Raw genomic sequence first — 25,132 nt, 5'->3', positions numbered from 1 at the left:
CCGCATGCTTTGGAATGATCTCCGCTTTGCCTGCCGCCAGTTGCACAAGAGCCCAGGATTCAGCCTCGCTGTCATCCTGACCCTTGCACTCGGAATCGGCGTGAATACTGCTGTCTTCAGCATGGTTGATGGCTTCATCCTTCGCCGCCTGCCCTATCCGCAGCCCGAGCGCATCGCAGCGATCATGCTGCACACGGAGCAGGGCGAAGGCATGTCAGAACAGAACAACCTGACCACCTCCGCATGGGAAGCGCTGAAGGACAATGTCAGCGCTGTCACTTTTGCATCGAGTGGCGGCAGTAACGGCGTCAACCTGAAAGCCTCTCAGGCTGCCGGCGGTGCTGTTCGCTATGTGCATAACGGTCGCGTCTCGGCGCACTACTTCAATGTCCTTGGCATCCCGCTCTTCCTCGGGCGGAGCTTCACCGAGGATGAAGATCGGACGCATGGTCCTGCGGTTGCCGTGCTCAGCTATGGGCTGTGGCAGTCGGCTTTTCGCTCCGATCACGGCATCATCGGGAAATCCATCCAGCTCAAAGGCGAGCCTTATACCGTCGTCGGCATTCTGCCGCAAAACGCAGTGACTCCGACGACAGCCGATCTCTTCACGCCTTTGCATCCTTCAGATTCTGCCGGCGAGTGTGGAGGGCAGAACTGTGAGATCATTGCGCGGCTCAACTCGGGAGCAACCTGGGAGCAGGCCAATACGCAGCTCGGTCGTGTCCGCCTGTCCAGGTTTTCTGAGATTGAGAACAAATATCACGGACATGCATGGTTTTATGCGCGCTCGTTGCAGCTTGATCTTGCCGAAGGTATGCGCGATGAAGTCTCCGCGCTTATGCTGGCCGTCAGTTTCATTCTGCTCATTGCCTGCGCGAACCTTGCCGGACTTGCGCTGGTCCGCATTTCGCGGCGCACTCCGGAAATTGCCACGCGGCTCGCGCTGGGCGCTACGCGTTCAGTGATTCTCCGCCAGCTCTGGCTGGAAAACCTGGTGCTTGCGCTGATTGGCGCGGGAGCAGGGCTGGCGCTGGCAGGGCTCGTCCTCAACGGGCTGCCTCATTTTCTGTCGAAGGAAATGGTTCCCATCGGCGGTTTTCATCTCGATGCGCGCGTGCTTGCCTTTACCTTTGGGACTTCTCTTATCACAAGCCTGCTCTTCGGTGCTCTGCCGGCGCTGCAGACGCGGCGGGTCGATCTGCGTTCCTCGATTGCCGCCGGAGGCAAGGCAGTTGCCGGCGGTTCAGGCCGCCTGCGCCAGTGGCTGATTGGAGCGGAAGTGGCGCTCGCCGTCATTCTTCTGGCTGCTGCCGGTCTTCTGGTGCGTACGCTGGTGCATCTGGAGACGCTGCCACCCGGCTTCGATCCGTCGAATGTCATGATGGCGAAGGTTTCGCTCGATGATGTCCGCTATCACGATGCGGCAGCCTTTCAGTTGCTGCTGAAAAAGAGTGTTGCGGCCATCCGGCAGATTCCTGGTGTGGAGAGCGCTGCCGTCGGCCTCAGCGCACCTTATGAAACTTTCCTGAACGACGAGATCGTGATTGCTGATGGAAAGATGGCCGGTACGGATTATGCCAGCAGCTTGGCCTACGTGACGCCTGATTATTTCTCCGTGCTGCGCATGCCGATCCTTGCCGGACGTGCCTTCTCGGAAGGCGATACAGCTACTTCACAATCGGTAGCGGTCGTCAATCCGTCGTTCGGGAAGCGTTACTACAACGACCCGTCGCCCATCGGAAGGCATTTCAAGATGGGAGGCAACGTTTGCGTGATCATCGGCATTGTTGGTGACGTGCAGGACCAGTCCAATGTGAGCCGGAATGCGCCTATCGATACAGAGCCAATCTTCTATATTCCTGCGGCACAGGTTTCAGGAAAAGCTCTGCCGCTGATCCATACCTTTGTGCAGCCTTCGTGGATTGTGCGCACGCGTGGGCCTGTCGAAGGGCTCACCGAAGCAATGCAACAGGCGCTGGCAAATGCCGATCCGGACCTGCCGTTCTCCGGCTTTTATTCCATGCAGCAGGTTCTTAATGAACAGCTCCAGCAGCAGCGCATTCAGGTACTTTTGCTTACAGTGCTCGCTGGGCTGGCCTTGGCGCTTTCTGCCATTGGAATTTATTCCCTTGTTTCAAACCTCGTCATCCAGCGCACGCGTGAGATTGGCATCCGCATTGCACTGGGTTCGACGATCAGGCAGGCCATGCTGCATATAGGCTCTTCAGGACTGATCGCTGCAGGCGCTGGACTCTGTATCGGCATCGCCGCCTCCTTCGTGGTTCTGCGTATGCTTGCAGGCTACATCTATGGAGTGAAGAGTTATGATCCTGTCACATTTGTGGCAGTACTGTTTCTATTGGCAGTCATCGCCGCAGCCGCCAGCTTCCTGCCCACCCTCCGTATCAGCCGCATCCAGGCCGCCGACACATTAAGGGCGGAATAAGAAACGGCTGAATGGAGAAGAAGAGCTCATACCTCTGCGGTCTTGTCGGCGTTGGGCGTCTCTTTGGGATGATCGGCACAGGTGAGTATGTCAAGTCCCGGATCGCAAAATTATTTGTAAACCACAGAAAACAAGTAGTTTGTAGAATGAGAAATTTGGCATATTATTTCGCTGAACTTGGTATTCTGAAAATAGAGGGAGAATTTAAACAGAGGTCCGCAGAAAGCGGGCGTTCTTAATTTCTGTGCCCTGAGCGCTGTGCCCTGTTTAATGATGCCTGAAATAGACCCCCCTCTAAATATCTGAAAACACAGTAGTAGTGCACAAGCAATAGAAGAATCAATAAGATAGCAGGGGGTGATTCCCCCGTAAGTCATTGAGAACAAATAAAACCAGCACTACATAGGGGGGAGGGGGGTACCCCTGTTTTTTAGACTTGGCAAGCAGCTCGTTGCTCATCCCGGGCCGGGCGAGTTCCAGTCCCAAAGGAAGATTCTCCCCCTCCGATTAACCCGCTTTACGGCACAGCAAGTTGTTCGCATCTCACAGATCGTGCTACTGTTTCCCACGCAGGCAGAAACAGAACAACGCAGTGCATCGCAGTATCAGCCGTAAGGAGGAGAAAATGAAAAGAGTACTCGCGGTAACCGCAGGCATCTGTCTCGCTCTGCCGGTTTTTGCGCAGTCCACCGAACAAACGCGCATTCAGCAATCTGGCCAGGTTCTGAGAGAGATTTTGCAGACGCCGGACAAGGGCATCCCCCAGGACCTGCTCGATAAGTCCGAATGCGTCATCGTCTTTCCTTCTGTGAAGAAGGCAGCCTTCGTCGTTGGCGGAAGCTATGGACGAGGCGTCATTACCTGCCGTAAAGGCGTGAATTTCACCGGGCCCTGGAGCGCTCCGGCTATGTTCGCGCTCGAAGGCCTGAGCATCGGCTTTCAGATCGGGGGCCAGGCAACGGATTTCGTGATCCTGGTGATGAATGAGGGCGGGGCAAACTCCGTTATGTCGAGCAAAGTGAAGCTGGGCGCGGATGCTTCTGTTGCAGCCGGTCCGGTGGGACGCGCTGGTACTGCCGAAACGGACGTCGTGCTCAAGGCGCAGATGCTTTCGTGGTCACGCAATCGCGGCGTTTTTGCCGGCATCTCTCTGGCGGGCTCCACGCTGCGCTCCGATGGCGATGCCAATAAGAGCATCTATGGACAGGACCTGACCGCAACGCAAATCGTTCGCGAAGGGAAGGTCAAAGCCCCGGCAGCAGCAGCCCGCCTGCTCGGGATTCTGAACCGCGTTTCACCGCATCATACTTCCTGATTCACTGAGGAGCGAACCGGGGGCGGCAGCTTTCGGTTCGCTTCACTGATCTATCCGCTGATCGATGGAAGCCGCTCCGAGGCTCCGAGAAGAAAGACAAAACCAATCACCAGACTGTAGACCGCTCCGGCAGCCGCCACGATGCGATAGAACTGTGGATGCAATCGGCCTGTCCCGAAGATTCCGCTCAGCGCCATCGTCATCAGGGCGTTCATGGCCACCAGTCCCAGTCCAAAGGCAAAAAGTCCCAGCAGGCCGAGAGCGGTGCCTCCAAGGCTGGCTGCCAATAAAAAGAGCATCAGTTGGGTAGGTGTTTCAGCACCTAAGCCATGCAGGACGCCAATCAAAAAGATGGAGCCACTCGAATAGTTCCAGGCATAAGGCTCGGGGCGCGGCGCATCACTCTGAAAAACTCGGCGCACACGCCAGGCAAGATGTCTCACGGCGTTGATGAGCAGCACCCAGCGGCTCTGCATCGCCTGGTGGGAATGAGAATGCTGCGGCTGTCGCACCAGGTTCGCGACCACCAGCAGGCCAAGCACGATCAGAGTGAGGCCGACGAGGCGCTCTGCCCATGCATCGAGATGCGCAGGCAGGGAGACGTGCAGCAGGACGACAAATGCTCCGAGGGTAAGCACTGTGAAGGCGTGTCCGAGAGCATAGACGATGCCGAGGCGGATCCCTTCCCAGCGTGTGCGCTGCACAGCAGTGATGTCGGAGATGGCCGCGAGATGATCGTAATCAAAGCCATGGCGCAGGCCAAGCAGCGCGCAGGAGCCGATCGCAAGTGCAAGCTTCCAATGCATGACGTGAACGCAAGTTGAGTCTATCGCATGGAGGGGAAGGAAAGGAATTTATCCCGTAAGGCGGACGAGTTGCTCGGCTTCAATTCGAGGCCCGAGAATCGAGACCTTGGGCACCTGTCCGCGCGCCATGGCCACTTCATCGCAGCGATAGAGACGCGGGCAGTTCTGGCAGTCCTTGAAAACCTTGTCGGGCAGGGCCGCGCGGTCTTCGACGACGCGGAATCCATAGCGGAAGAAGAAGTCAGGGATGCGCGTGAAGAGGCAGACGCAGCCCACGCCGTTGTCTTCAGCCTCTTCAAGCAGTGCACTCAGAAGCTTCGCGCCCGCGCCCTGGCCTTTGGCTTCAGGCCGCACGACGATGGAACGCACCTCGGCAAGATGCGGCCCGTATAGGTGCAGCGCCCCGCATCCGAGGAAGACTCCGGAGTCGCTCTCGGCGACGGTGAAGTCGCGAACGTTCTCGCATATCTCGGCAAAGGCGCGGCGCAGCAGTGTGCCGTCGCCGGAGAGGCTGTTGACCAGCTCGTAGATGTTTGTTGCGTCCTGAAGGCGCGCCTTACGCACCAGCATGGACTGCCTCCTGGTTGCCTAGATCGACTGTGCCGTAGGTCTTGATGAGCTTCTGCACACGCTCCTCCGCGTCCTTCAAAGCTTCGCGGACGCGGTGCCGCGCTGTTCCGCCGATCACGTCGTGGCAGTCGAGCGTGGCTTCAAGCGTGACGGCGGCGAAGAAGTCCTGCTCGAACTCCGGGCCGAATTGCTTCAGCTCATCGAGCGTAAGATTGTTTAACTCGCAGCCTTTGTCGAGGCAGTAGCGGACGGCATTGCCGATCTTCTCATGCGCCTTGCGGAAGGGAACTCCCTTGTGCACGAGATAGGTTGCGGCGGCCATCGCGTTCATGAAGCCGGTCTCGCAGGCGGCGCGCATGCGATCAGTACGGAAGTTGAGCGCAGCGGCGAACTTCGCCAGCAGATAGACCGTGAGATGCATGGCGCTGGTTGCGGCAAAGACCGGCTCCTGTGTCTCCTGCAGGTCTTTGTTGTAGGCCAGCGGAAGGCCCTTAAGCAGCAGCGTGACGGCCTGCGCCGCTCCGTTGACGCGGCCGACTTTCGCGCGGACGAGCTCGGTCAAGTCAGGGTTTTTCTTCTGGGGCATTGCGCTCGATCCGGTCGAGAAGGCCTCGGGCAGATCGACGAAGCCGAATTCCGCGGTCGAGAAGAGCGTGAGCTCTTCAGCAAAGCGGCTTGCGTGCAATGCGAGCAGCGTGAGCGCGTTCAGGTATTCGAGCACGAAGTCGCGGTCGCTGGTTGCGTCCATGCTGTTGGCGGTGGGAGCGATGAAGGCAAGCTCCTTTGCCGCGATGGTGCGGTCGAGCGCGAGCGTTGCTCCGGCAATGGGGCCGGAGCCGAGCGGGCAGTAGTTCAGCCGCTTCGCGCAATCCTCAAGACGCGAGGCATCGCGCAACAGCATCTCGACATATGCCAGCAGCCAGTGCGCGACCAGCACGGGTTCGGCGCGCTGGAGATGCGTGTACGAAGGCATAACGGCATCGCCCATCGCTTGGGCTTTTTCGACGAGCTGCTGTGCCCATGCGGCAACGTGCACAAGCAACATGTCGATGCGAAAGCGAATGTATAAGCGCAGGTCGGTTGCAATCTGTTCATTGCGACTGCGGCCTGTATGCAATTTGAGGCCGAGATCGCCGATCGCTTTGACGAGTTTCATCTCGACGAAGTGATGGATGTCTTCCGCATCGGAGCCGAGGGGTTCAGGCTTCTTCGGTGTTTCGTCAATCCGATGTGTCTGCGAAACGAAACGGTCCAGAATGCCATCCAGCCCTTCAATGATTTTTTCATGTTCGGCATCTGACAGTACTCCGGCAGCGCGCAGAGCAAGCGCATGCGCCTTGCTGGCAGCTACTTCGTCTCCTAGCAGCTGCCGGTCAAAGCGGAATGAGCGTTGCCAATGATCAAAAACAGGGTCGAGCGGCTCGCGGAAGCGGCCAGACCACATCTTGGCGTGCTGTTCGCTCATCAGTTCTCTTCGCCTTTCGTTGTGCTCCCATTTTTTGTCCCGCTGTTCAGTTGCGGCATCTCCGAGCCGTGGCTCAGTGTGATGAGGCCGGTCTGTGCGTATGTCATCAGCTTGGCGCGAGTGTCGGTGATGTCGAGATTGCGCATTGTGAGTTGGCCGATCCGGTCGCGCGGTGAAAAGGCCGACTCGGTCTTCTCCATGCTGAGGCGTTCGGGCGCAAAGGTGAGGTTGGGCGACTCGGTATTCAGAATCGAATAGTCGTTGCCGCGGCGCAGCTCGAGCGTGACCTCTCCGGTGATGGCGCTCGCCACCCAGCGCTGTGCGGACTCGCGCAGCATGATGGCCTGGGGGTCGAACCAGCGTCCCTGATAGAGCAGGCGGCCCAGCTTGCGACCGTTTTCGCGATACTGCTCGATGGTGTCCTCGTTGTGAATGCCGGTGATAAGGCGCTCATAGGCGATGAAGAGCAGGGCCATGCCCGGAGCTTCATAAATGCCGCGGCTCTTGGCTTCGATAATGCGGTTTTCTATCTGATCACTCATGCCCAGGCCGTGACGTCCGCCGATGCGGTTGGCTTCGAGCAGCAGCTCGACCGGGTTGGAGAATGCCTTACCGTTCAGTGCTACGGGGAAGCCCTGTTCGAAGCGGATCGTCACCTCTTCGCGCTTTACATCCACATTGTCACGCCAGAAGGCCACTCCCATGATGGGCTCGACGATGCGGATGCTACTCGAAAGCTGTTCGAGGTCCTTGGCTTCGTGCGTGGCGCCGAGAAGGTTGGAGTCAGTCGAGTAGGCCTTCTCAGCGGACATCTTGTAGCCGAAGCCGGACTTCTGCAGGAAGGCAGACATCTCGGCGCGGCCGCCAAGCTCATCAATGAAGAGCGGGTCGAGCCAGGGCTTATAGACCTGCAGATCGGGATTGACGAGCAGCCCGTAGCGATAGAAGCGCTCGATGTCGTTGCCCTTGAAGGTCGAGCCGTCGCCCCAGATGTTGACGCCATCTTCTTTCATGGCTGTGACCAGCATGGTGCCGGTAACGGCGCGTCCAAGAGGCGTGGTGTTGAAGTAGGTGATGCCCGCAGTCGAGATGTGGAAGGCTCCGGACTGCAGTGCGGCAATGCCTTCGCGAACCAGCGGTCCACGGCAATCGATGAGCCGCGCATTCTCCGCGCCGTACTCAAGGGCCTTGCGGGGGATGGCTTCGTAATCGGTTTCGTCCGGCTGACCGAGATTAGCGGTGTAGGCGTAGGGCGCCGCACCTTTCTGCTTCATCCAGTGAAGCGCAGCGCTGGTGTCAAGGCCGCCGGAAAAAGCGATACCGACTTTCTGCCCAACCGGCAGACTTTCAAGAATGACAGACATTTAATGCAAACCTCGGATTTCTTCGATTGTTGTGATATTCGGCCAGCATGGGGCCTCCCACCATTTGGCGTAAAGAGTGGGAGACGAATTTACTTCGCCGGTTTTGCCCCGCCGAGCAACAGAAGCATCAATGCCTTCTGCGCGTGCATGCGATTTTCCGCCTGATCAAAGACTACTGATTGCGGCCCATCGAGCACCGCATCGGTCACTTCAGCGTTGCGGTGCGCGGGCAGGCAGTGCATGAACACGGCATGAGGAGCGGCGTGACCCATCATGGTTTCATTCACCTGATAGGGCTTGAAAATGGGCGCGCGCTTGGTCGCCTCATGCTCAAAGCCCATGCTGGTGCAGACGTCGGTGTAGATCGCGTCTGCCCCGGTGACCGCGGCAACCGGATCATTGATGATGGTGATGTTGCTTCCGGTCACGTTCCCGATGGCGCGCGCCTGGGCGACGATGTCCGCCTTGGGCGCGTAGTTCTTCGGAGTACCCACAGTGCAATGCGCGCCGAGCTGGGCCGCAAGCAGCATGAGCGAATGGCAAACGTTGTTGCCGTCGCCGACGTAGGTGAACTTCAGGTCCTTCACCGTGCCGAAGCGCTCTTCGAGCGTCATGAAGTCAGCCAGCGCCTGGCAGGGATGCTCGAGGTCGCTCAGCGCATTGATGATGGGAACGCTCGCGTATTGCGCCATCTCGGTGATGGTCTCGTGCGCGTAGGTGCGCAGCACGATCACAGAGACCCAGCGCTCGAGGTTGCGCGCCATGTCGGCAAGCGATTCGCGCTCACCGAGCGGCGACTGCGTCTGGTCGACAAAGATGGCATTGCCGCCCGTGGTGTTGATCGCAGTCTCAAAGGTCAGGCGCGTGCGCAGCGATGATTTCTCAAAGAACATGACCATCTGCTTCGCGTCGAGCGCGTGGCGGTAGTTGCCCGGGTTGGCCTTCACGTCGTGCGCGAGCCCCAGAATTGCGGAGACTTCGGCGGGCGTGAGGTCGGCGATGGAGCACAGGTCGCGTCCGGCGAGCGATTCGCTCAGGCCAGCTTCCTGTTCGAGAACCGCGAGTGTTTTGCTAGCCAATTTTGGTTCCTCCTTGGGTGCGAGCCTGCTCGCCAGCATAGGCTGGTCCGTGCTCGGTTAAGATTGCGTCGAGAGCAGCGATGGCTTCGTCCACATGCTGCTTTTCGAGAGTGTAGGGCGGCAGGAAGCGCAGCACTGTCTCGCTGGTGCGGTTGATCAGGATGCGGCGCTTCATCATTTCCGCCAGGACTGTCTTTGCCAGGTCGGCCGATTCAAGCTCGATGGCAAGCATCAGGCCGAGGCCGCGAATTTCCGTGATAGTGCTGTGCTTCTGCCTTAGGGCTTTGAGCTTCTCAATGAAGTAGCTGCCTGTTTCATTGATATGGTCGAGAAGATGCTCTTTCTCGATTGCGTCGATGACGGCGATGGCAACGGCGCAGGCCAGCGGGCCGCCGCCGAAGGTTGTGCCGTGCATGCCGGGATGAATCGCCTGCGCTGCTTCTTCCGTACAGAGCATTGCGCCCAGCGGCAGGCCGCCGGCAATGGGCTTGGCGAGGGTGACCACGTCGGGCTCGATGCCGTAGTGCTGATAGGCGAACCACTTTCCTGTGCGGCCCAGGCCGGCTTGGATTTCATCAATGATGAGCAAAGCTCCGGTGGATTGGGTCAGTTCGCGAGCGGCCTGCAGGAACTCCTGCGAGACCGGGCGGATGCCGCCTTCACCCTGAATCGCTTCAAGCAGCACAGCGCAGAACTCATTAGAGAATTTCGCCTTCAGGTGTTCAATGTCGTTGAAGCGGACGAACTCCACGCCCGGCATCACGGGAGCGAACGGAGCGCGGTACTTTTCCTTATGCGTGGCTGCAACAGCGCCCATGGTGCGTCCGTGGAAGCTGTTTTCGAGCGCGAGAATTTTTGTGCTGAGCTGCTTGCCTTCGCTACGTTTTGCTCCTGAATAAGCGCGGGCAAGTTTGAGCGCGGCTTCAATGGCTTCCGTTCCGCTGTTCGAGAAGAAGGCGCGATCCATTCCGCTTCTTTCTGTGAGGCGCAGAGCGAGCTCTGCCTGGCCTTCATGGAAGAAGAGGTTTGAGGTATGGATCAGCTTCCTGCTCTGCCCGGCGATGGTGTCGACGATTGCAGGATGGCCATATCCGAGCGCGTTGACGCCGATGCCGCTCAGCAGATCGAGGTAACGGCCGCCGTTTTCGTCGATAAGATGAACGCCCTCTCCGCTGACGAAGAGGATCGGATTACGCTCATAGGTAGAAAGCAGCAGCTTTGCTTCGGCTGCGCGAATTGCATCCAGTTTCATCGTGAATAAATCTCCTATGCAACCATCACTTCGGTGCCGTGGTTGATGCGCGTGCTGCACAGGTCGGGCAGCAGGGCAGCGGCTTCCGCGGGCAGAATGCGCACGCGCTTCACGCCCTGCAGCAATGCTTCGCGACAGGCACTCAGCTTGGGCAGCATGCCGCCGCTGATAACTGCGTCTTTGGCGAGCCTGGCAATCTGATCGACGGTGAGCCAGCGCATGACGTCGCCGTTCGCGTCTTTCACGCCGGGAACATCGGTGAGGAAGACCAGCGCGTCGGCCTTGCATGCGGCAGCGCAGGCAGACGCCATCTCGTCGGCATTGATGTTGTAGTACTCGCCGTCAAAGCCAAGCGCGAGGCTCGATATGACGGGCACGGCGCCCATCTTCCAGATGGCCTCAAGCCAGCGCGGGTCGGAGGCGACGATCTCGCCGACAAAGCCAAGATCAGGAGCCATGCGCTTCTTGCGCGCGCGGAAGACCAGGCCATCTCCGCCGCAGAGCCCGACGGCAGACTGGCCGTGCGCGCCCAGAGAGGCAACGAGCGATTTATTCACACGCCCGCTCAGGACCATCAAGGCCGCATCGCGCGTTTCCGCATCCGTGACCCGCAGGCCGGAGATGAACTCGCTCTGCTTGCCGAGCTGCTGCAACGTTTTTGTCAGCTGCACGCCGCCGCCATGTACCAGCGTGACCTGGTTGCCGTCCTTTACCAGCTCTGCGATGGCCTTCGCGCAGCTTTCTCTCAATGCAGGGTTTTCGAGGGCAGCGCCGCCGAGTTTCACAACGAACTTCATGCCAACCCCTCCGCTTCGTTCCATCCATACATCACGTTCATGTTTTGCACCGCCTGTCCGGCGGCGCCTTTGAGCAGGTTGTCCAGGCAGGAGACGATGATGCATCGTCGCCCGTCAGCGGCAAGTTGAAACCCTATGTCGCAATAGTTGGTGCGCACGGAATACTGAATCTGCGGAAGCTGGCCGGCAGGGAAGACACGAACCAGAGGACTGTCCTTGTAGAAGCTGCGGTAGCAGGCCTCCACTTTCTCCGGCGCCTTCTTCTCTTTGAACGCAACGTAGGTGGTCGAGAGAATGCCGCGGGGAATCGGCAGCAGATGCGGCGTGAAGACGATCTGCTCCGGCGCAATCTCAAGCTGTTCCAGAAGCTCACCCGTATGGCGATGGCTGAAGACTCCGTATGCGGAGAGGTTGTCTGCCGCGTACATGAAGTGCGTCTTTGCTGACGGCGTCTTGCCCGCGCCGGAGACGCCGGACTTGGAATCGCTCACAATGCCACGATCGAGATCGACCCAGCCCGTGGCCACAAGCGGCTTGAGCGCGAGGATGATGGATGTCGCATAGCATCCGGGATTGGCGACAAGATCCGCATGCTTGATTTCATTGCGGTGCAGTTCCGGCATGCCGTACACGCTTTCAGCCTGGACTTTCACAGCAGCGTCGGCACCCTCGTCAGCAAATTTGTAGACAGCGCGGTTCTCAGAATGCGCGAGCCGCCATGCTCCGCTCAAGTCGATGACGCGCAGACCATGCTTGAGAGCTTCGGGCGCCCATTCGCGCGACTGCTCGTGCGGAGTCGCGAGGAAAAGCACATCGACGCCGCGGTCTTTCAGCAGCTCCCAGGAAAAGGGCTCGACCTTCAGCGCCTGCGAGCCGTTGTTGTCCATCAACTGAGGATGCAGCTCAGTGAGCGCAACAGCGCCGTGCGCTGCCTCGGAGCGTCCGAGAAAGATGGGCGGCGTGTTTTTCAGCCGGGGATGATGCAGCAGAAGGCGCGCCAGCTCCATGCCGGCGTAGCCCGTCACTCCCATCACTGCGGTTTGTATTTTCTTCTGCATCGTCAACCAATCATCTCTTCCAGGCGCGTGCGCAGCTGTGAAGCGCGTTTCTGGTCGGGGCAAATAATCAGAACCGTATCGTCGCCGGCCAGCGTGCCGACTACCTCTGACCAGTCTTCGTGGTCAACGGCGAGTGCCACAGGCTGCGCGGCGCCGCTTGCGGTGATCAGAACAAGCTGGTTCTGCGCCTGATTCACCTTCAACCCAAAGCTTCTCAAAACTTCGTAAATAGACGGCAAACTGCTGTCATCTTCTACGCGGCCATTGCCGTTGCCATTGGGCAGGGCATAGCCGTTCGGCCCCTTATAGAGGTGCAATTCGTGAATATCGCGCGAGACTGTCGCCTGTGTCACGTCAAAGCCGCGGCGGACAAGCTTGCGGCGCAGCTCTTCCTGGTTGGAAATCACTGCGTTAGCCACGAGTTCCCGAATTGCGTTGTGTCTTTCCGTCTTGCTCAAACTGAAAAAACGCAGCCGGTGGCCGCTCCTCCATTTGCATAAAAATACAATTCAATTGTATAAATATACATATCGCTGTTGTCAACCTTCTTTATAAAAGATTTTTTTCTCTCCAATAAAGAAAACTACAGGACTAATTTGTCGACCAGCGATTCATTGAATTTCCATGAAATTTTCTGGCCGTTGCCGGAAGAAAGGGTCGTATAGTGAGCTATGGGCTACATAAATAATTTTGATTCGCCGGCTACGCCGGAGCGCCAGGGTGTCTCTCAGGCCTCAGCCCGTCCTTCTTTAATTGATCCGCGCTTTGAGCACGAATCCTGTGGGGTGGGCTTTATTGCGACCCTCAACCACAATCCTTCGCACGATATTATCGAGAAGGCTTTGACCGCGCTTGCACGCCTGGCGCATCGCGGCGCTGTGGCCGCTGACGGAAAATCGAGCGACGGTATCGGCATTTCGACCGGCATTCCGCGGGAACTGCTGCTTGAATCAGCCGGTGTTTCGCTGCTGCCTGACGCGCCCTTCGCGGTCGGCGTGGTGTTCTTTCCCCAGGATGTGGCGGAGTTTCGCTCGGAACTGGAGTTGGCGCTCGCCGCACAGAACTGTAGCATCCTTGCCTGGCGTGAGGTTCCTACCCGTCCTGAAGTCCTCGGTGAAATTGCCCTGTCCACCATGCCTGTGATCCGGCATGTGCTCATTACCTCCAGCAGTGATGACCAGCTTGACCGCCGCCTCTATCTTGCGCGCAAGCAGTTTGAGCGCAGCGGAGCGCCGGGATACGTCTGTTCGCTCTCGTCGACGACGATGATCTACAAGAGCATGTGCGCCGGACGCCTGCTGCCTGAGTTCTTCCCTGATCTTGCCGATCCGGGATTCATCACACCGTTTGCTGTCTTCCACCAGAGATATGCGACCAACGTTGCGCCTTCATGGGACCGTGCGCAGCCGTTCCGCATGCTGGCGCATAACGGCGAAATCAATACCGTGTGGGGAAACCGCGCTCGCATGGATGCTCGCGCTGCCACTCTGCCGGAAGAACTGAAGCCTCTTTTCACCCCCGATGGTTCGGATTCGACCAGCCTGGATGAAATGCTGGAATTGCTGGCACACAATGGGCGTACGGTTGCGGAGTCGGTGCGTTTGCTGCTTCCTCCCGCAGAGGAAAAAGGGAACTCGGCGTTTTTTGCCTACAACGAAGACTGCATGGAGCCATGGGACGGCCCTGCTGCAATTTCCTTCACCGACGGCCGTTTCGTTGGCGCTGCGCTTGACCGCAACGGCCTGCGTCCTTGTCGATTCTTCGTTACGGATGACCTTGTAGTGGTTGGCTCGGAAGCCGGTCTTGTGGATCTCGATCCTGAAAAGGTGGTTCATAGCGGACGCCTTGGCCCGGGTGAGATGCTGGTCGCGGACATCGAAAAGCAGAAGCTGTATGAGAACGATGAGCTGCTGCGGATTTTCGATAACGCTGCGCCGCAGTACGAAAATCTTCTTGAAGAAACTACGCTTGATCCGAACACGCCGGTCGCAACGCGTGAAGCCGCCGACTTCGCACGCCTGCAGCATGGCTTCGGCTACACGCGCGAAGACGTGAAGATGATCCTGCAGCCGATGGTTGCCGATGGCAAAGATGCCGTCTGGTCGATGGGCGATGATACACCGCTGGCTCCGCTGGCACGCACGCCGCGGCCTGTGTATGCCTACTTCCGCCAGCGTTTTGCGCAGGTGACGAATCCGCCAATTGATTCACTGCGTGAAGCCGTTGTCGTACAACTGCACACGCGTCTGGGTCCGTGGCCTGATCTTCTGAGTAAGAAGACGCCTCTGCCTGGACTTTCTCTGTCGTCGCCATTTCTGTCGCTGGGGCAGAGTGAAGCATTGCGCACGCGCCAGCATGGCCTGGCGGATGAGCTGCCGCTTGCCGTGCTTGATTGCGTTTTCAATCCGGCATGCACTCTGGTGACCGCGCTTGACGATCTTTGCGCCAAAGCTATCGATCTGGTGCGCGGAGGCGCTGCAATTCTGCTGCTGACCGACCGCACATGCGGTCAGCAGACTATTCCCATCCCGATGGCGCTCGCGACAGGCGCTGTGCATCACGCGCTCATCCGCGCCGGAGAGCGCACGCGCGTGGGCCTTGCTGTTGAAGCCGGCGACTGCCGCGATCTGCATCATGGCGCAGTGCTGCTTGGCATGGGCGCTGGAGCTGTCTGTCCGTGGCTCGCTCTAGAGACTGCGCGTTCGACCAACGCCGAAAAGGGTGAAGCGAACCTGCTGCATGCCTTTGACCTTGGCCTGGCGAAGATCATGTCGAAGATGGGTATCTCTGTGGTGGACAGTTACCGCAGCGCGCACCTCTTCGATTCGATCGGCCTCAATGAAGAAGTGATCGACAAGTGCTTCTTTGGCACGCCTGCTCCTCTGGGCGGCGTTGGCTTCGCGGCGCTTGAAAGCACCATCCGCGGCCAATGGCTGGCAAGCTTTAACGAAGATGCTGCTTCCGGAGAAGGGCAGGGCGGCACTGCTACTGCTGTGAAAGACCTGCCCGACTACGGCTGGGTGCGCTTCCGCAAGGCAGACAAGGCCGAACCGCATTCCTGGCAGCCGCAGACAGTGCGTCTGCTGCAGACAGTTGTGGGCACGGCACGCAGCGCTGCAGCAGTTGCCGAGCCGGGGCAGGCATGGGCGGCTTTTGCCAGTATTGCGGTCGAGAAAGAGCCGGCGGTACTCCGCGATCTGCTGGAGTTTCGTCCTGCAGGCGCGCCGCTGCTTTTTGAGCAGGTTGAGCCTTCTTCGAACTATTACAAGCGGTTTATTGCGAGCGCCATGTCGCTTGGCTCTCTGAGTCCTGAGGCGCATCAGACCATCACCGCCGCGATGAACATGCTGGGCGGGCGCTCCAATACAGGTGAGGGCGGGGAAGACCGCGCCGTCTACGATCCATACGGCGAGCTGCCGCTGAATGGCACGAACGTTCCTGCGCATCTGCTGAACAACAAGATCAAGCAGGTCGCGTCGGGGCGCTTCGGCGTCACAGCGGAGTACCTGATGAACGCCGAAGAGATTGAGATCAAGATTGCGCAAGGTTCGAAGCCGGGCGAAGGCGGACAGCTCCCGGGACACAAGGTCACAGAGCTGATTGCGCGCCTGCGTCATGCGCAGCCAGGGATTCAGCTCATCAGTCCGCCGCCGCATCATGATATCTACTCGATTGAAGACCTCGCGCAACTGATCCATGATCTGAGACGTGTGAACCCCAAGGCTGCAATTGGTGTGAAGCTTGTCTCCGAACTTGGCGTAGGTACTGTTGCAGCAGGTGTTGCCAAGGCGTATGCCGATTACATTGTTATTGCCGGACATAACGGCGGCACGGGTGCTTCGCCTCTTTCAAGCATCAAGTACGCGGGCAATCCGTGGGAGCTTGGACTTGCTGAAGCACAGCAGGTGCTCATCGAGACTGGCCTCCGTGGGCGCGTTCGTTTGCGCACTGACGGTGGACTGCGCACGGCGAAAGATGTTCTGTATGCCGCGATGCTCGGCGCAGACGAGTTTGCCTTCGGCACTGCGGTGCTTGTTGCTCTCGGTTGTGACATGGCGCGGCAATGTCATCTCAACACGTGTCCGACTGGCATTGCGACGCAGCGGCCTGATCTGCGGGCGAAGTTCCGTGGACGGCCGGAGCATCTGGTGAAGTTCTTTGAAGAATTGGGGCGTGATATCCAGGCACTGCTTGCCAAACTGGGGCTGCCATCTCTTGAAGCTGCCGTAGGCCGCACCGATCTGCTTGATCAGGTACGGTACAATGGCGGTCTTGATCTGAAGCCGCTGCTGGCTGCTCCTGCAAACGGGGTGACGCGGTGGCATGGCGAGCGCAACCTGCGGCCGGAAGAGCATCCGCAGCTTGACGACGCCTGGGTTGAGCCGGCTGTTGCCGCGTACAAAGCAGGCACGCCGTTCGAGCTCGAATCGAGCGTCACCAATGAGAACCGCACGCTGGGCGCGCGTCTCGCTGGAGAACTTGCCCTTCTGCAGGATTATGGAGTCGCTCCCAAGGCGCCCGTCACGTTCAGACTGCGTGGAGTTGCTGGTCAGTCATTCGGCGCTTTTGCTGTTCCAGGAATGACGCTGACGCTCGAGGGGCTGGCCAACGACTTTGTTGGCAAGGGGCTTTGTGGTGGCGAGGTCATTCTTCGTGGACAGGGCCGCGCTGCGCTCGAAAGTGACCGGCACGTGATCCTGGGCAATGTGGCTCTTTATGGCGCCACCAGCGGCACGCTCTTTGCCGCGGGCCGCGCGGGCGAGCGCTTTGCCGTCCGTAACTCTGGAGCGCTGGCTGTTGTCGAAGGCGTGGGTGACCACGGCTGCGAGTACATGACCGGTGGCCAGGTGGCCATCTTGGGCAGCACGGGTATCAATTTCGGCGCAGGCATGACAGGAGGTTTGGCGTGGGTTTTTGATGAGGATGGCAAGTTTCTCAGCGAAGAGCGCTACCACCCGGACTTCCTCACAGCCGAACCTTACAGCGCGCTTGATGCCGAGGCACAGGAGAGTATTCGCGAACTGATTGCGTTGCACGCCGAGAAGACCGGCAGCACACGCGCAAATTGGTTGCTCTCGGACTGGGAGCAGTTCAGCAAGTCGTTTGTAAGGCTGACGCCGAAATCATAGTCTCGAAAAAGCAGCCCCCTTAAGCGGGGGCTGCTGGATTTCGGAACAGTACTCACTCCAGGAATTGCCCCTTTCATGATTCAATCTCGACTGCGTGATAGGCATACTTGATGATTTCAACATCGGAGAGGGCCACCAGCCCCTTTCAGGGAATTGTCAATTCTTAGCCTTCTCGCGTTCTCATGGCGCGCCCTCGCAAGCAGAACGCCGCACTAGACGCCGATCAATCCCAGAATAAAACTCAACAGTACATACGAGGCTGCAATAAAAAATGCTGCAGGCGGTGATATTGATCACGAACGTTCAGTAAGGGAATTTAGTCCCCAGGCGGCTGGCGACCGCTGAGCCGACCCAGAAACGGACGATTGATCCAAGTGAACCTCCAAGTGCGATCAAAAGATATTTTTGCAATAGCTATCTCTCCTTCGTCAATGCTCTTTCCTCAATCTCAGTGGTCCCAACGGTCCGCGAGGTCAACCCTATAGGCGGAAAGAAACCCATGTATTCATCATGGACCCAAGCTCTAAATTTGATCAGGAATCGTGTCGGGGACATGGCTTCTCAACAGGATTCCCTGTCAGGAGGCATCATCGACCCGTCTTATGGAAATGCTCACGATGGGCAGCCGTTAAGGGTGAACTCCTTCATCACAACGACAGGATCATCACACAGTTAATGGATAGGGGCTGTAAAGTCAGCGACTTTTGAGCTTCGATTCAATTGTTGGATTTTATGGCGCGCCCAGAAGGATTCGAACCTCCGACCTATTGATTCGTAGTCAATCGCTCTATCCAACTGAGCTATGGGCGCGCAAGAGAAGGTGACTGCGAACTCTTTCTAAGATATCAATTTATCGATGATGACGCAATAAGCCATGATGGACCTACCACGAGCCAAAATGCAAAACATTTGCTTTTCTATTACATTGACCTGAAAGGTTTTGCATATTTACGCGCCTGCATGCTGGAGCGGCAGAAGCAGATATTTCTAGGGGAGTGAAGCAAATGTCGAGCAGTATTGGTACATCATGGAAATCCCGACTTTACGACTCTTACATCTCCAGTGAGCAGGCCGGGAGTGAAGTGAAGGGAACTGCGGAGGAGATGTTTCGTCCGCGGAAGGCTTTTCTTAGCGCCATTATCGAAAAGCACCTTCCTCGTGACCGAAGCGCGAGAATCCTTGATCTGGGATGTGGGCATGGGACGTTTCTGTATTTCTTGTCGCGGGCAGGCTATAAGAACATCTGCGGAATCGACATCTCGGCGGAACAGGTGGAACTGGCGCACCAGCTAGGAATTTCCCAGGCGCGTCAGGGGGGGCTGGAGCAACTGCTCGCCGAAGAAGGGGATGGCAGTGTGGATGTGGTCCTGGTGATGGATGTTCTGGAGCATCTGACCAGAGATGAATTGTTTCATACACTGGACCAGATCCATCGCGTGCTGAAGCACGACAGCATGTGTATTGCCCATGTACCCAATGCTGAGGGACTGTACGGCATGCGAATCCGCTATGGCGATTTGACGCATGAACAGGCGTTTACCCCGACGTCTGCCAGACAGCTTTTCCGCACGGTCGGCTTCAGTAAAGTCAGCTGCTATGAAGACAAGCCAGTGGTTCACGGAATGAAGAGCCTTGCCCGGCGCGTGATCTGGGACGCTGGAACGTTTTACCATCGTGTAATGCTGGCTGCAGAAACAGGCAGCGCTGCCGCTGTTTTGTCTCAGAATATGCTGATAAAAGCACTTATGTAGTGGTCTCTTGGAGGAGCATTGATACATGCCTACAGATGAGCAGGCAATTCGCGATCTTATTGCAAAGTGGATGCAGGCATTAATGGCCGGTGATCTCGAGACTGTGCTGGGGTTGATTGCGGAAGACGCAGTGTTTCTAGTTCCGGGAAGGCCTCCATTTGGCAAAGAGGTTTTTGCCGAAGCTTCCAGAGCGGGAATGGAGCATGTGCGCACGGAAGGTCGCACGGAACTGGAAGAGATTCAGGTAGCCGGCGACGTGGCGTACACGCGGAACCATCTTCGGGTTTCGATGGTTCCCCACGGAGGCGGAGTACCAATGAAACGCACCGGATATACGCTTAGTGTATTTCGTAAACAGCTAGATGGAAGGTGGCTCTTGTCGCGTGATGCAAATCTGTTAACAGTCGAAAATCCGGAGTAGCTACTTCGTTGGTGCCGGCGCAGCTTCCGCTTCCATAGGAGGAGGTGGCGGCGGTGGGATGAGAGAGACTTCTTCAGTGATGTTGATTCCCGCCCGGCGAAGCAGCTGTTCGACAACGGCCTTGTTCAGTCTCGTGGCATCGTACTCGACACGAACGGTCTTCTCTTCTTCTTTCAGCTGAATGCGGCGAATGCCATAAACCTCGCCCATGTTGCCGAGCGCGTACATAGCAGCTTCCGTGGGGTGCTGTTCATAGCGAAAGAGGACTTCAACCGTTGTCATAACCCAATGATAGCAGGGAATTGAACAACTACAGGTTCCTGAGGTAGTTCATGATTTCGGGGTTGGTCCAGTCCTGTGGGCCGATGAATTTACGGCGGATCATGCCATTGCCATCGATGACATAGGTTTCCGGCGGACGTTTTGTTCCAAACGCGAGATTGCTGACCTGAGACTCGTCGTGGATTGTGAGCAGGTTGACGTGATGGTCGGTAAGGAACTGGCGATAGGAGTCCACATCATCGTTGAAGTCCACGCCCAGAACGACAATCTGCGGCATCTGTTTCTGCAGGTTGATGAGCGACGGCAGCTCCTCAACACACGGCGCGCACCACGAAGCCCAGAAGTTAAGCACGACGACTTTACCGTGGTAATCGCTGAGGCTGATGGTTTTCTGATCATCTGTGATCGTGAAACCGGGAGCCCGAGTGGCTACCTGAGTAGGATGTGAGCCACGGTCGCATCCAGTAAAAGCAATGAGCAGCGGCGCCAGCACGACCGCCATCAATTTTCGCATCTGCCGCACGTTTCTATAATACGGTCTGGAACATGATGGAGTGTATTTGGAACTAAGCGTCATTATTCCGGCGAGAAATGAAGAGGACAACCTGGGCGCGTGCCTTGAATCGCTGGTCTCCCAGTCGGACGAAGACTGGAAGCTAGGCCGGGACTGGGAATTGTTCGTCATCGACGACGGCTCAACCGACCGCACACGGGAAATCGCTTCCGGTTTCTCCAGTGTGACGGTGTTGAGCGCTCCGGCGCCTCCTAAAGGATGGACGGGAAAAGTCAACGCTGCGTGGACAGCAGCCAAACAGGCGCAGGGTGAGTGGCTGTTGTTCACCGATGCCGACACCGTGCATGAGCCGGGCGACCTGCGTCGAGCCTTACATGAAGCTGAGAAGCATACGGTAGCAATGCTTTCCTATTCACCCGGGCAGATTGTGTCGGGTTTCTGGCAGCGCGCGCTGATGCCGCTGGTCTTCAGCGAACTCGCGTTGGCATATCCGTCGGCGAAGGTTTCTGATCCGGAATCGCGGCTGGCTGCGGCGAATGGGCAGTTTCTGTTGGTGGATCGTGATGCTTACTTCAAGATCGGCGGCCATGAGGCGGTAGCGCAGTCCGTGCTTGAAGATGTGGAGCTGGCTTATCTGGTGAAGCGGCGCAAGCTGGGGCTGCGCTTCCGCTATGCTCCTGATGCGCTAAGCACGCGTATGTATCGCAGCTTTGGGCAGATGTGTGAAGGCTGGACCAAGAACCTGGCTCTGCTCTTCAGTAATACTTTGACAACAGCAGCGTGGAAGGTGCTCGATGTTTTGCTGTTGGCAGGATTACCAGTGCTGGCATGGTATTTCCGCTGGCCGGTAAGCTTGACCATGCCATGGATCACCGCACGGTTGCTGATTTTGCTGGTCTGGGCGCGGACTCTGTGGCGCTTCTATCGACGGGTGATGAAGTCAAATTTTCCTTTCAGCGACTGCCTGCTCAGCGTCTTCGGCCTGCCGTTGTTTATCTGGCTGCTGTGGCGAAGCTGGTTCGACCATACGGTAACAAAACGCGTAGTCTGGAAAGGACGGGAATACGCGGGCGGAAGCCGCTGAAACGTTTGAGGATGGTACTGAATCCATTCAGTAGAAGCTAAAAACAATGATTTTGCTTACAAGGAAAGCTGAATTTTCCGCATCGCATTATTACTGGAACGATGCGTGGCCGCAGGAAGAGAACGAGCGCATCTTTGGCAAGTGCGCTAACAGAAATGGACATGGGCACAACTACACGCTGGAAGTGACGGTGGCCGGCGATGTGGATACGGCGTCTGGATTTGTGGTCGATCTGAAAGACCTCAAAGATGTAATGGAGCGCGAGGTCGTGAGTGTCTACGACCACCGGCATTTGAACAAGGAAGTGCCGGAGTTTCTAAAGACGATCCCGACAACAGAGAACATTGCAATTGCCGTATGGAAACGGCTTGAGGGAAAAATTCCCGGAGCAAAGCTGTATCACGTGCGAGTCTACGAGCTGCCCGATCTCTTTGCCGACTACTACGGTGAGCCATGAGAGCCTATTTCTCGCGCAGATACCGCATGAGTGCTTCGCATCGCCTGCACACGGATTCATTCAGCGCAGAGAAGAACCGTGCTGTCTATGGCAAGTGCAACAATCCTTACGGACACGGCCATAATTATGTGATCGAAGTTACGGTCGGTGGGCGGGTGGCTGAAGATACAGGTATGGTCTGCGATCTTGTTGATCTGGATGCCTGCGTTCAGAAAGAGGTCGTCAGCCGCTTCGACCATACGAATCTGAACCTGGACCCGCTTTTTCAGGATCGTGTACCAACGACGGAGAATCTATGTGTTGAGGTGTATCGTCTGCTGAAAGCCGCATTTGATAAGGCGGAAGTGGTGCGTGTCCGGGTGGAAGAGACGAGCAACAATTCATTCGAATATCCGGTAGACAGACGCTTTGCGGCGGGGCGCTGAGCGATGGACGGGTTAGAAAAGAGAACGAAGATGCCGAGACCAGCAATTGTGCGCAAAGCCATGACGACAGGCCTGGAAAACGTATCAACACAGGATATGTACCGCGAGATCATTCGCAGGTTTGATGAAGACCCGACGCGCGACGGACTCGAACGCACTCCGGAGCGCGTAGAGAAGTCACTGGCGTTCCTGACTAAGGGCTATCGCGAGAACCCGACGGAAATCCTGCGCGGGGCGCTGTTTGATGTCGACTACGATGAGATGGTCATCGTCAAGGATATTGAGATGTTCTCGCTCTGTGAGCACCACATGCTGCCGTTCTTCGGTAAAGTGCATGTTGCCTATATTCCCAACGGCAAGGTCATCGGGCTGAGCAAGATTCCACGCCTGGTTGAGGTATTTGCCCGCCGTCTGCAGGTGCAGGAGCGCATGACGCGGCAGATCGCTGACGCAATCCAGGACGCCATTGAGCCGCAGGGTGTCGGTGTAGTGGTTGAGGCGCGGCATCTATGCATGATGATGCGCGGCGTCGAAAAACAGCACTCTTCGACGGTAACTTCGGCGATGCTGGGAGTTTTTCAGAAGCAGAACACGCGCAATGAGTTCCTGGCCCTGGTTCGCGAGCGCACGGCAAACGGTTTCTGAAATGCAGCTATAGTAGTCAGAGTGAATGGGCTGCTGATCGTTGACAAACCTTCCGGAATGACCTCGCACGACGTCGTAGCCCGCGTGCGTCGCGCTACTCAGGAGCGCTCGATCGGGCACCTGGGCACGCTTGATCCCATGGCGACTGGAGTGCTGCCGCTACTGCTGGGAAAGTACACGCGGCTGGCGCAGTTTTTCGTCTCTCTCGAAAAAACATATACAGGAACGATCCGCTTCGGCTTCGCGACCGATACTTACGATGCTGATGGTCAGGTTATCGGTGAAGCCGCTCCCATTGCACTCGCGCTTGATCAGGTGCGCAGTGCGGCAACGCGGTTTTACGGAGAGATGGAACAGATGCCGCCGCCATTCTCGGCAAAAAAAGTAGATGGCAAGCGTGCCTATCAGGTAGCGCGGTCCGGCGAGACTCCAAAGCTGAAGCCCGCTCACATCACGATTCAGAAATTTGAGATTACTTCGATTGAAAATGATACTGCTTCATTTGTGATGACGACTTCTGCAGGCGGATACGTCCGCAGTGTGGCTCATGAATTAGGTATGGCGCTTAGTTGCGGTGCGCATCTTGCAAGCCTGCGGCGTATAGCGGCGGGGCCATTTTTGATTGAGGATGCAATTCCACTCGAAGAAGTAGAAGCCCGGGTTGTTGCAGATTCGTTAGTCCAAAAGATGCCACATCCACGCACGCTTTTGCTGGAACTGCCTGCTGTGACCGCCGATGCATTTTCAGCTGGCCGGCTGCGCAATGGAGCGGCAGTGAACCTTCCGGAGTTTTCGCATGCTCCGCTGGTGAAGATATTTGAAGGTCAGCGAGATTTGATTGCAGTCGGAAAGCGAATTGCCGGAACGCTCTTTCAGCCTATGGTCGTGCTGGGGTAGTGCCTTAACAAAAATTTACTTTCTCAACAGTGGCTTGAGCATTTCAAATACATTTGCAGCCACTTGTTTGCAGCCCTGCGCTGTGGGATGAATACCGTCATCTTGCATGGAGCCGGGCACTCCGTACACGTTTTTGAGAAAAAAGGGAATCAGCGGCACCTTATATTTCTTCGCGAGCGATGCATAGAGTGCATTGAACTGCTGAATGTAGTCCTGCCCATAATTTGGTGGAAGAGTGATGCCTGCAAGCACAACTTTGATTCCATTTTTCTGCAATGCAGCAAGCATCTGGTCAATGTTCTGCTTTGTGACGGTGAGAGGCAATCCTCGCAGTCCGTCGTTGCCGCCGAACTCCAGGACCACAATTTTCGGATGCAAGGCCAGCACGTCTTTTAGTCGGTCCACTCCGTCTTTGGATGTATTGCCGCTGACGCCCTGGTTGACGATATGGTAAGAGTAGCCGCGTTCGTTGAGCAGCTTCTGCAGGTAGTCTGGATAGGTGTGGCCGGGTTCAACACTGTGTCCTGCAGTCAGCGAATTTCCAAAGCAGACGATAAACGGGGAACTGCTTGAATTTTTCGTCTGAGGAATCAGGTTGTGCGGGAACGCAGATGTGAGGCAAAGCGTAAGAAATAAGAGGAAAATATGCCGTCGTGTCACATCTTCATTGTATGCAGAACTGGAGTTGGGAATGATTGAAGTTCGCGGGCTGAAAAAATCGATCCGCAATGGCGCCCGCGCGGTCGACATATTAAAAGGAATTGATCTGACTGTGCCACGCGGGCAATTCATTGCCATCATGGGCGCCTCGGGCAGCGGGAAAAGCACGCTGTTGGGACTGATGGCAGGACTGGATGCTCCGACAGAAGGTGAGGTGCTTGTTGATGGAACTGAAATCAGCCGGCTGCCGGAGGATGAACTCGCACAGGTACGCGGCAAAAAGATCGGTTTTGTCTTTCAGTCGTATCAGCTGATTCCGACTTTGACGGCGCTTGAAAATGTTCTGCTCCCGTATGAGTTGAACGCAAACGGTGGGGACGGAAAGCACCGCGCTATTGGTCTGCTTGAAACTGTCGGCCTGGCGGATCGCCTGCAGCATTATCCTGTCCAGCTCTCCGGTGGAGAACAACAGCGCGTGGCCCTTGCGCGGGCTTTCGTGCTGGAGCCGCCGATTGTGCTGGCCGATGAGCCAACCGGCAACCTTGATTCAAACAACGGACAGCATGTGCTCGATCTGCTTACCAACCGCCAGCGCGAGGCGAAGACGACACTGGTGCTAGTGACGCACGATAAGCAGATTGCCGACCGCGCCGACCGCCGTATTGTAATGAAAGACGGCCGCATTGTTTCGGATGAAATTGGAAAGCAGGCGTGA

The 25,132-nt window shown here is 57.1% G+C and carries 23 protein-coding genes and 1 tRNA gene; 11 read left to right on the top strand and 13 right to left on the bottom strand.

Features of this window, described 5'->3' with window-relative positions; translation table 11 throughout:
* The first annotated feature begins 4 nt into the window (after positions 1-4).
* Positions 5-2,446: an ADOP family duplicated permease gene (locus AC5S16_RS18575; RefSeq protein WP_493931601.1), complete on the top strand. Its 2,442-nt coding sequence runs from the start codon at positions 5-7 to the stop codon at positions 2,444-2,446.
* A gap of 625 nt (positions 2,447-3,071) precedes the next feature.
* Positions 3,072-3,761: a lipid-binding SYLF domain-containing protein gene (locus AC5S16_RS18570; protein ID WP_493931600.1), complete on the top strand. Its 690-nt coding sequence runs from the start codon at positions 3,072-3,074 to the stop codon at positions 3,759-3,761.
* A gap of 50 nt (positions 3,762-3,811) precedes the next feature.
* Here AC5S16_RS18570 and AC5S16_RS18565 read toward each other — a convergent pair whose 3' ends face one another.
* From AC5S16_RS18565 to AC5S16_RS18525, 9 genes are all read right to left on the bottom strand, one after another.
* The gene (locus AC5S16_RS18565) at positions 3,812-4,567 is read right to left on the bottom strand and encodes a hypothetical protein (protein ID WP_493931599.1); all 756 of its coding nucleotides are present in this window, start codon (positions 4,565-4,567) and stop codon (positions 3,812-3,814) included.
* Positions 4,568-4,615: 48 nt separating this feature from the next.
* A complete protein-coding gene (locus AC5S16_RS18560) occupies positions 4,616-5,137 on the bottom strand; it encodes a GNAT family N-acetyltransferase (RefSeq protein ID WP_493931598.1) in 522 nt (173 codons plus the stop codon).
* Positions 5,124-6,602 (bottom strand): argininosuccinate lyase, encoded by a 1,479-nt coding sequence (gene argH / locus AC5S16_RS18555; protein ID WP_493931597.1) that lies wholly within the window; start codon positions 6,600-6,602, stop codon positions 5,124-5,126. Before argH ends, AC5S16_RS18560 begins: the two co-directional genes overlap by 14 nt.
* Positions 6,602-7,966, bottom strand: a complete 1,365-nt coding sequence (gene argG / locus AC5S16_RS18550) for an argininosuccinate synthase (RefSeq protein ID WP_493931596.1) — start codon at positions 7,964-7,966, stop codon at positions 6,602-6,604. The genes argH and argG overlap by 1 nt, the downstream gene beginning before the upstream one ends.
* Before the next feature lie 89 nt (positions 7,967-8,055).
* Entirely contained in the window at positions 8,056-9,045 is a 990-nt protein-coding gene (gene argF / locus AC5S16_RS18545) for an ornithine carbamoyltransferase (RefSeq protein ID WP_493931595.1), read from the bottom strand.
* On the bottom strand, positions 9,038-10,297 hold the full coding sequence (locus tag AC5S16_RS18540; protein WP_493931594.1) for an aspartate aminotransferase family protein: 1,260 nt from the start codon (positions 10,295-10,297) through the stop codon (positions 9,038-9,040). Before AC5S16_RS18540 ends, argF begins: the two co-directional genes overlap by 8 nt.
* A gap of 14 nt (positions 10,298-10,311) precedes the next feature.
* Positions 10,312-11,094: an acetylglutamate kinase gene (argB, locus tag AC5S16_RS18535; RefSeq protein ID WP_493931593.1), complete on the bottom strand. Its 783-nt coding sequence runs from the start codon at positions 11,092-11,094 to the stop codon at positions 10,312-10,314.
* Complete coding sequence (argC, locus tag AC5S16_RS18530) at positions 11,091-12,152, bottom strand: N-acetyl-gamma-glutamyl-phosphate reductase (protein ID WP_493931592.1); 1,062 nt, start codon at positions 12,150-12,152, stop codon at positions 11,091-11,093. Before argC ends, argB begins: the two co-directional genes overlap by 4 nt.
* 2 nt (positions 12,153-12,154) lie before the next feature.
* Complete coding sequence (locus tag AC5S16_RS18525) at positions 12,155-12,610, bottom strand: arginine repressor (protein ID WP_493931591.1); 456 nt, start codon at positions 12,608-12,610, stop codon at positions 12,155-12,157.
* 213 nt (positions 12,611-12,823) lie between these two features.
* Here AC5S16_RS18525 and gltB point away from each other — a divergent pair, with 213 nt between their 5' ends.
* Positions 12,824-17,281, top strand: a complete 4,458-nt coding sequence (gene gltB, locus AC5S16_RS18520; protein ID WP_493931590.1) for a glutamate synthase large subunit — start codon at positions 12,824-12,826, stop codon at positions 17,279-17,281.
* Positions 17,282-18,014: 733 nt separating this feature from the next.
* Here gltB and AC5S16_RS18515 read toward each other — a convergent pair.
* Positions 18,015-18,091, bottom strand: a tRNA-Arg gene (locus AC5S16_RS18515).
* A 194-nt stretch (positions 18,092-18,285) separates the two neighbouring features.
* On the opposite strand from AC5S16_RS18515, the gene AC5S16_RS18510 reads away from it, so the two are divergent.
* A complete protein-coding gene (locus AC5S16_RS18510) occupies positions 18,286-19,032 on the top strand; it encodes a class I SAM-dependent methyltransferase (protein WP_493931783.1) in 747 nt (248 codons plus the stop codon).
* A 25-nt stretch (positions 19,033-19,057) separates the two neighbouring features.
* The gene (locus tag AC5S16_RS18505; RefSeq protein WP_493931589.1) at positions 19,058-19,453 is read left to right on the top strand and encodes a YybH family protein; all 396 of its coding nucleotides are present in this window, start codon (positions 19,058-19,060) and stop codon (positions 19,451-19,453) included.
* On the opposite strand, the gene AC5S16_RS18500 is transcribed toward AC5S16_RS18505, so the two are convergent.
* Entirely contained in the window at positions 19,454-19,735 is a 282-nt protein-coding gene (locus AC5S16_RS18500) for a hypothetical protein (RefSeq protein WP_493931588.1), read from the bottom strand.
* Positions 19,736-19,763: 28 nt separating this feature from the next.
* Positions 19,764-20,249 (bottom strand): TlpA family protein disulfide reductase, encoded by a 486-nt coding sequence (locus AC5S16_RS18495; RefSeq protein ID WP_493931587.1) that lies wholly within the window; start codon positions 20,247-20,249, stop codon positions 19,764-19,766.
* A 40-nt stretch (positions 20,250-20,289) separates the two neighbouring features.
* Between AC5S16_RS18495 and AC5S16_RS18490 the strand changes: the two genes are divergently transcribed.
* From AC5S16_RS18490 to truB, 5 genes are read left to right on the top strand one after another with little or no spacing between them, the layout of a single operon-like run.
* A complete protein-coding gene (locus tag AC5S16_RS18490; RefSeq protein WP_493931586.1) occupies positions 20,290-21,333 on the top strand; it encodes a glycosyltransferase family 2 protein in 1,044 nt (347 codons plus the stop codon).
* A gap of 46 nt (positions 21,334-21,379) precedes the next feature.
* Positions 21,380-21,790 carry a 6-pyruvoyl trahydropterin synthase family protein gene (locus tag AC5S16_RS18485; RefSeq protein ID WP_493931585.1) on the top strand — a complete coding sequence of 137 codons (411 nt, stop codon included), beginning with the start codon at positions 21,380-21,382 and terminating at the stop codon, positions 21,788-21,790.
* Entirely contained in the window at positions 21,787-22,215 is a 429-nt protein-coding gene (locus AC5S16_RS18480) for a 6-carboxytetrahydropterin synthase (protein ID WP_493931584.1), read from the top strand. Before AC5S16_RS18485 ends, AC5S16_RS18480 begins: the two co-directional genes overlap by 4 nt.
* A 30-nt stretch (positions 22,216-22,245) precedes the next feature.
* The gene (gene folE, locus AC5S16_RS18475; protein ID WP_493931583.1) at positions 22,246-22,860 is read left to right on the top strand and encodes a GTP cyclohydrolase I FolE; all 615 of its coding nucleotides are present in this window, start codon (positions 22,246-22,248) and stop codon (positions 22,858-22,860) included.
* Between the two features lie 21 nt (positions 22,861-22,881).
* Positions 22,882-23,757: a tRNA pseudouridine(55) synthase TruB gene (gene truB, locus AC5S16_RS18470; RefSeq protein ID WP_493931582.1), complete on the top strand. Its 876-nt coding sequence runs from the start codon at positions 22,882-22,884 to the stop codon at positions 23,755-23,757.
* Positions 23,758-23,772: 15 nt separating this feature from the next.
* Here truB and AC5S16_RS18465 read toward each other — a convergent pair whose 3' ends face one another.
* Complete coding sequence (locus AC5S16_RS18465; RefSeq protein ID WP_493931581.1) at positions 23,773-24,417, bottom strand: arylesterase; 645 nt, start codon at positions 24,415-24,417, stop codon at positions 23,773-23,775.
* A gap of 31 nt (positions 24,418-24,448) precedes the next feature.
* On the opposite strand from AC5S16_RS18465, the gene AC5S16_RS18460 reads away from it, so the two are divergent.
* The gene (locus AC5S16_RS18460; RefSeq protein ID WP_493931580.1) at positions 24,449-25,132 is read left to right on the top strand and encodes an ABC transporter ATP-binding protein; all 684 of its coding nucleotides are present in this window, start codon (positions 24,449-24,451) and stop codon (positions 25,130-25,132) included.

The sequence above is a fragment of the Acidobacterium sp. FHG110202_01 genome (assembly GCF_059115305.1).
The sequence above is the reverse complement of the archived record's forward strand: the minus strand, read 5'-3'. Positions and strand labels throughout refer to the sequence as shown.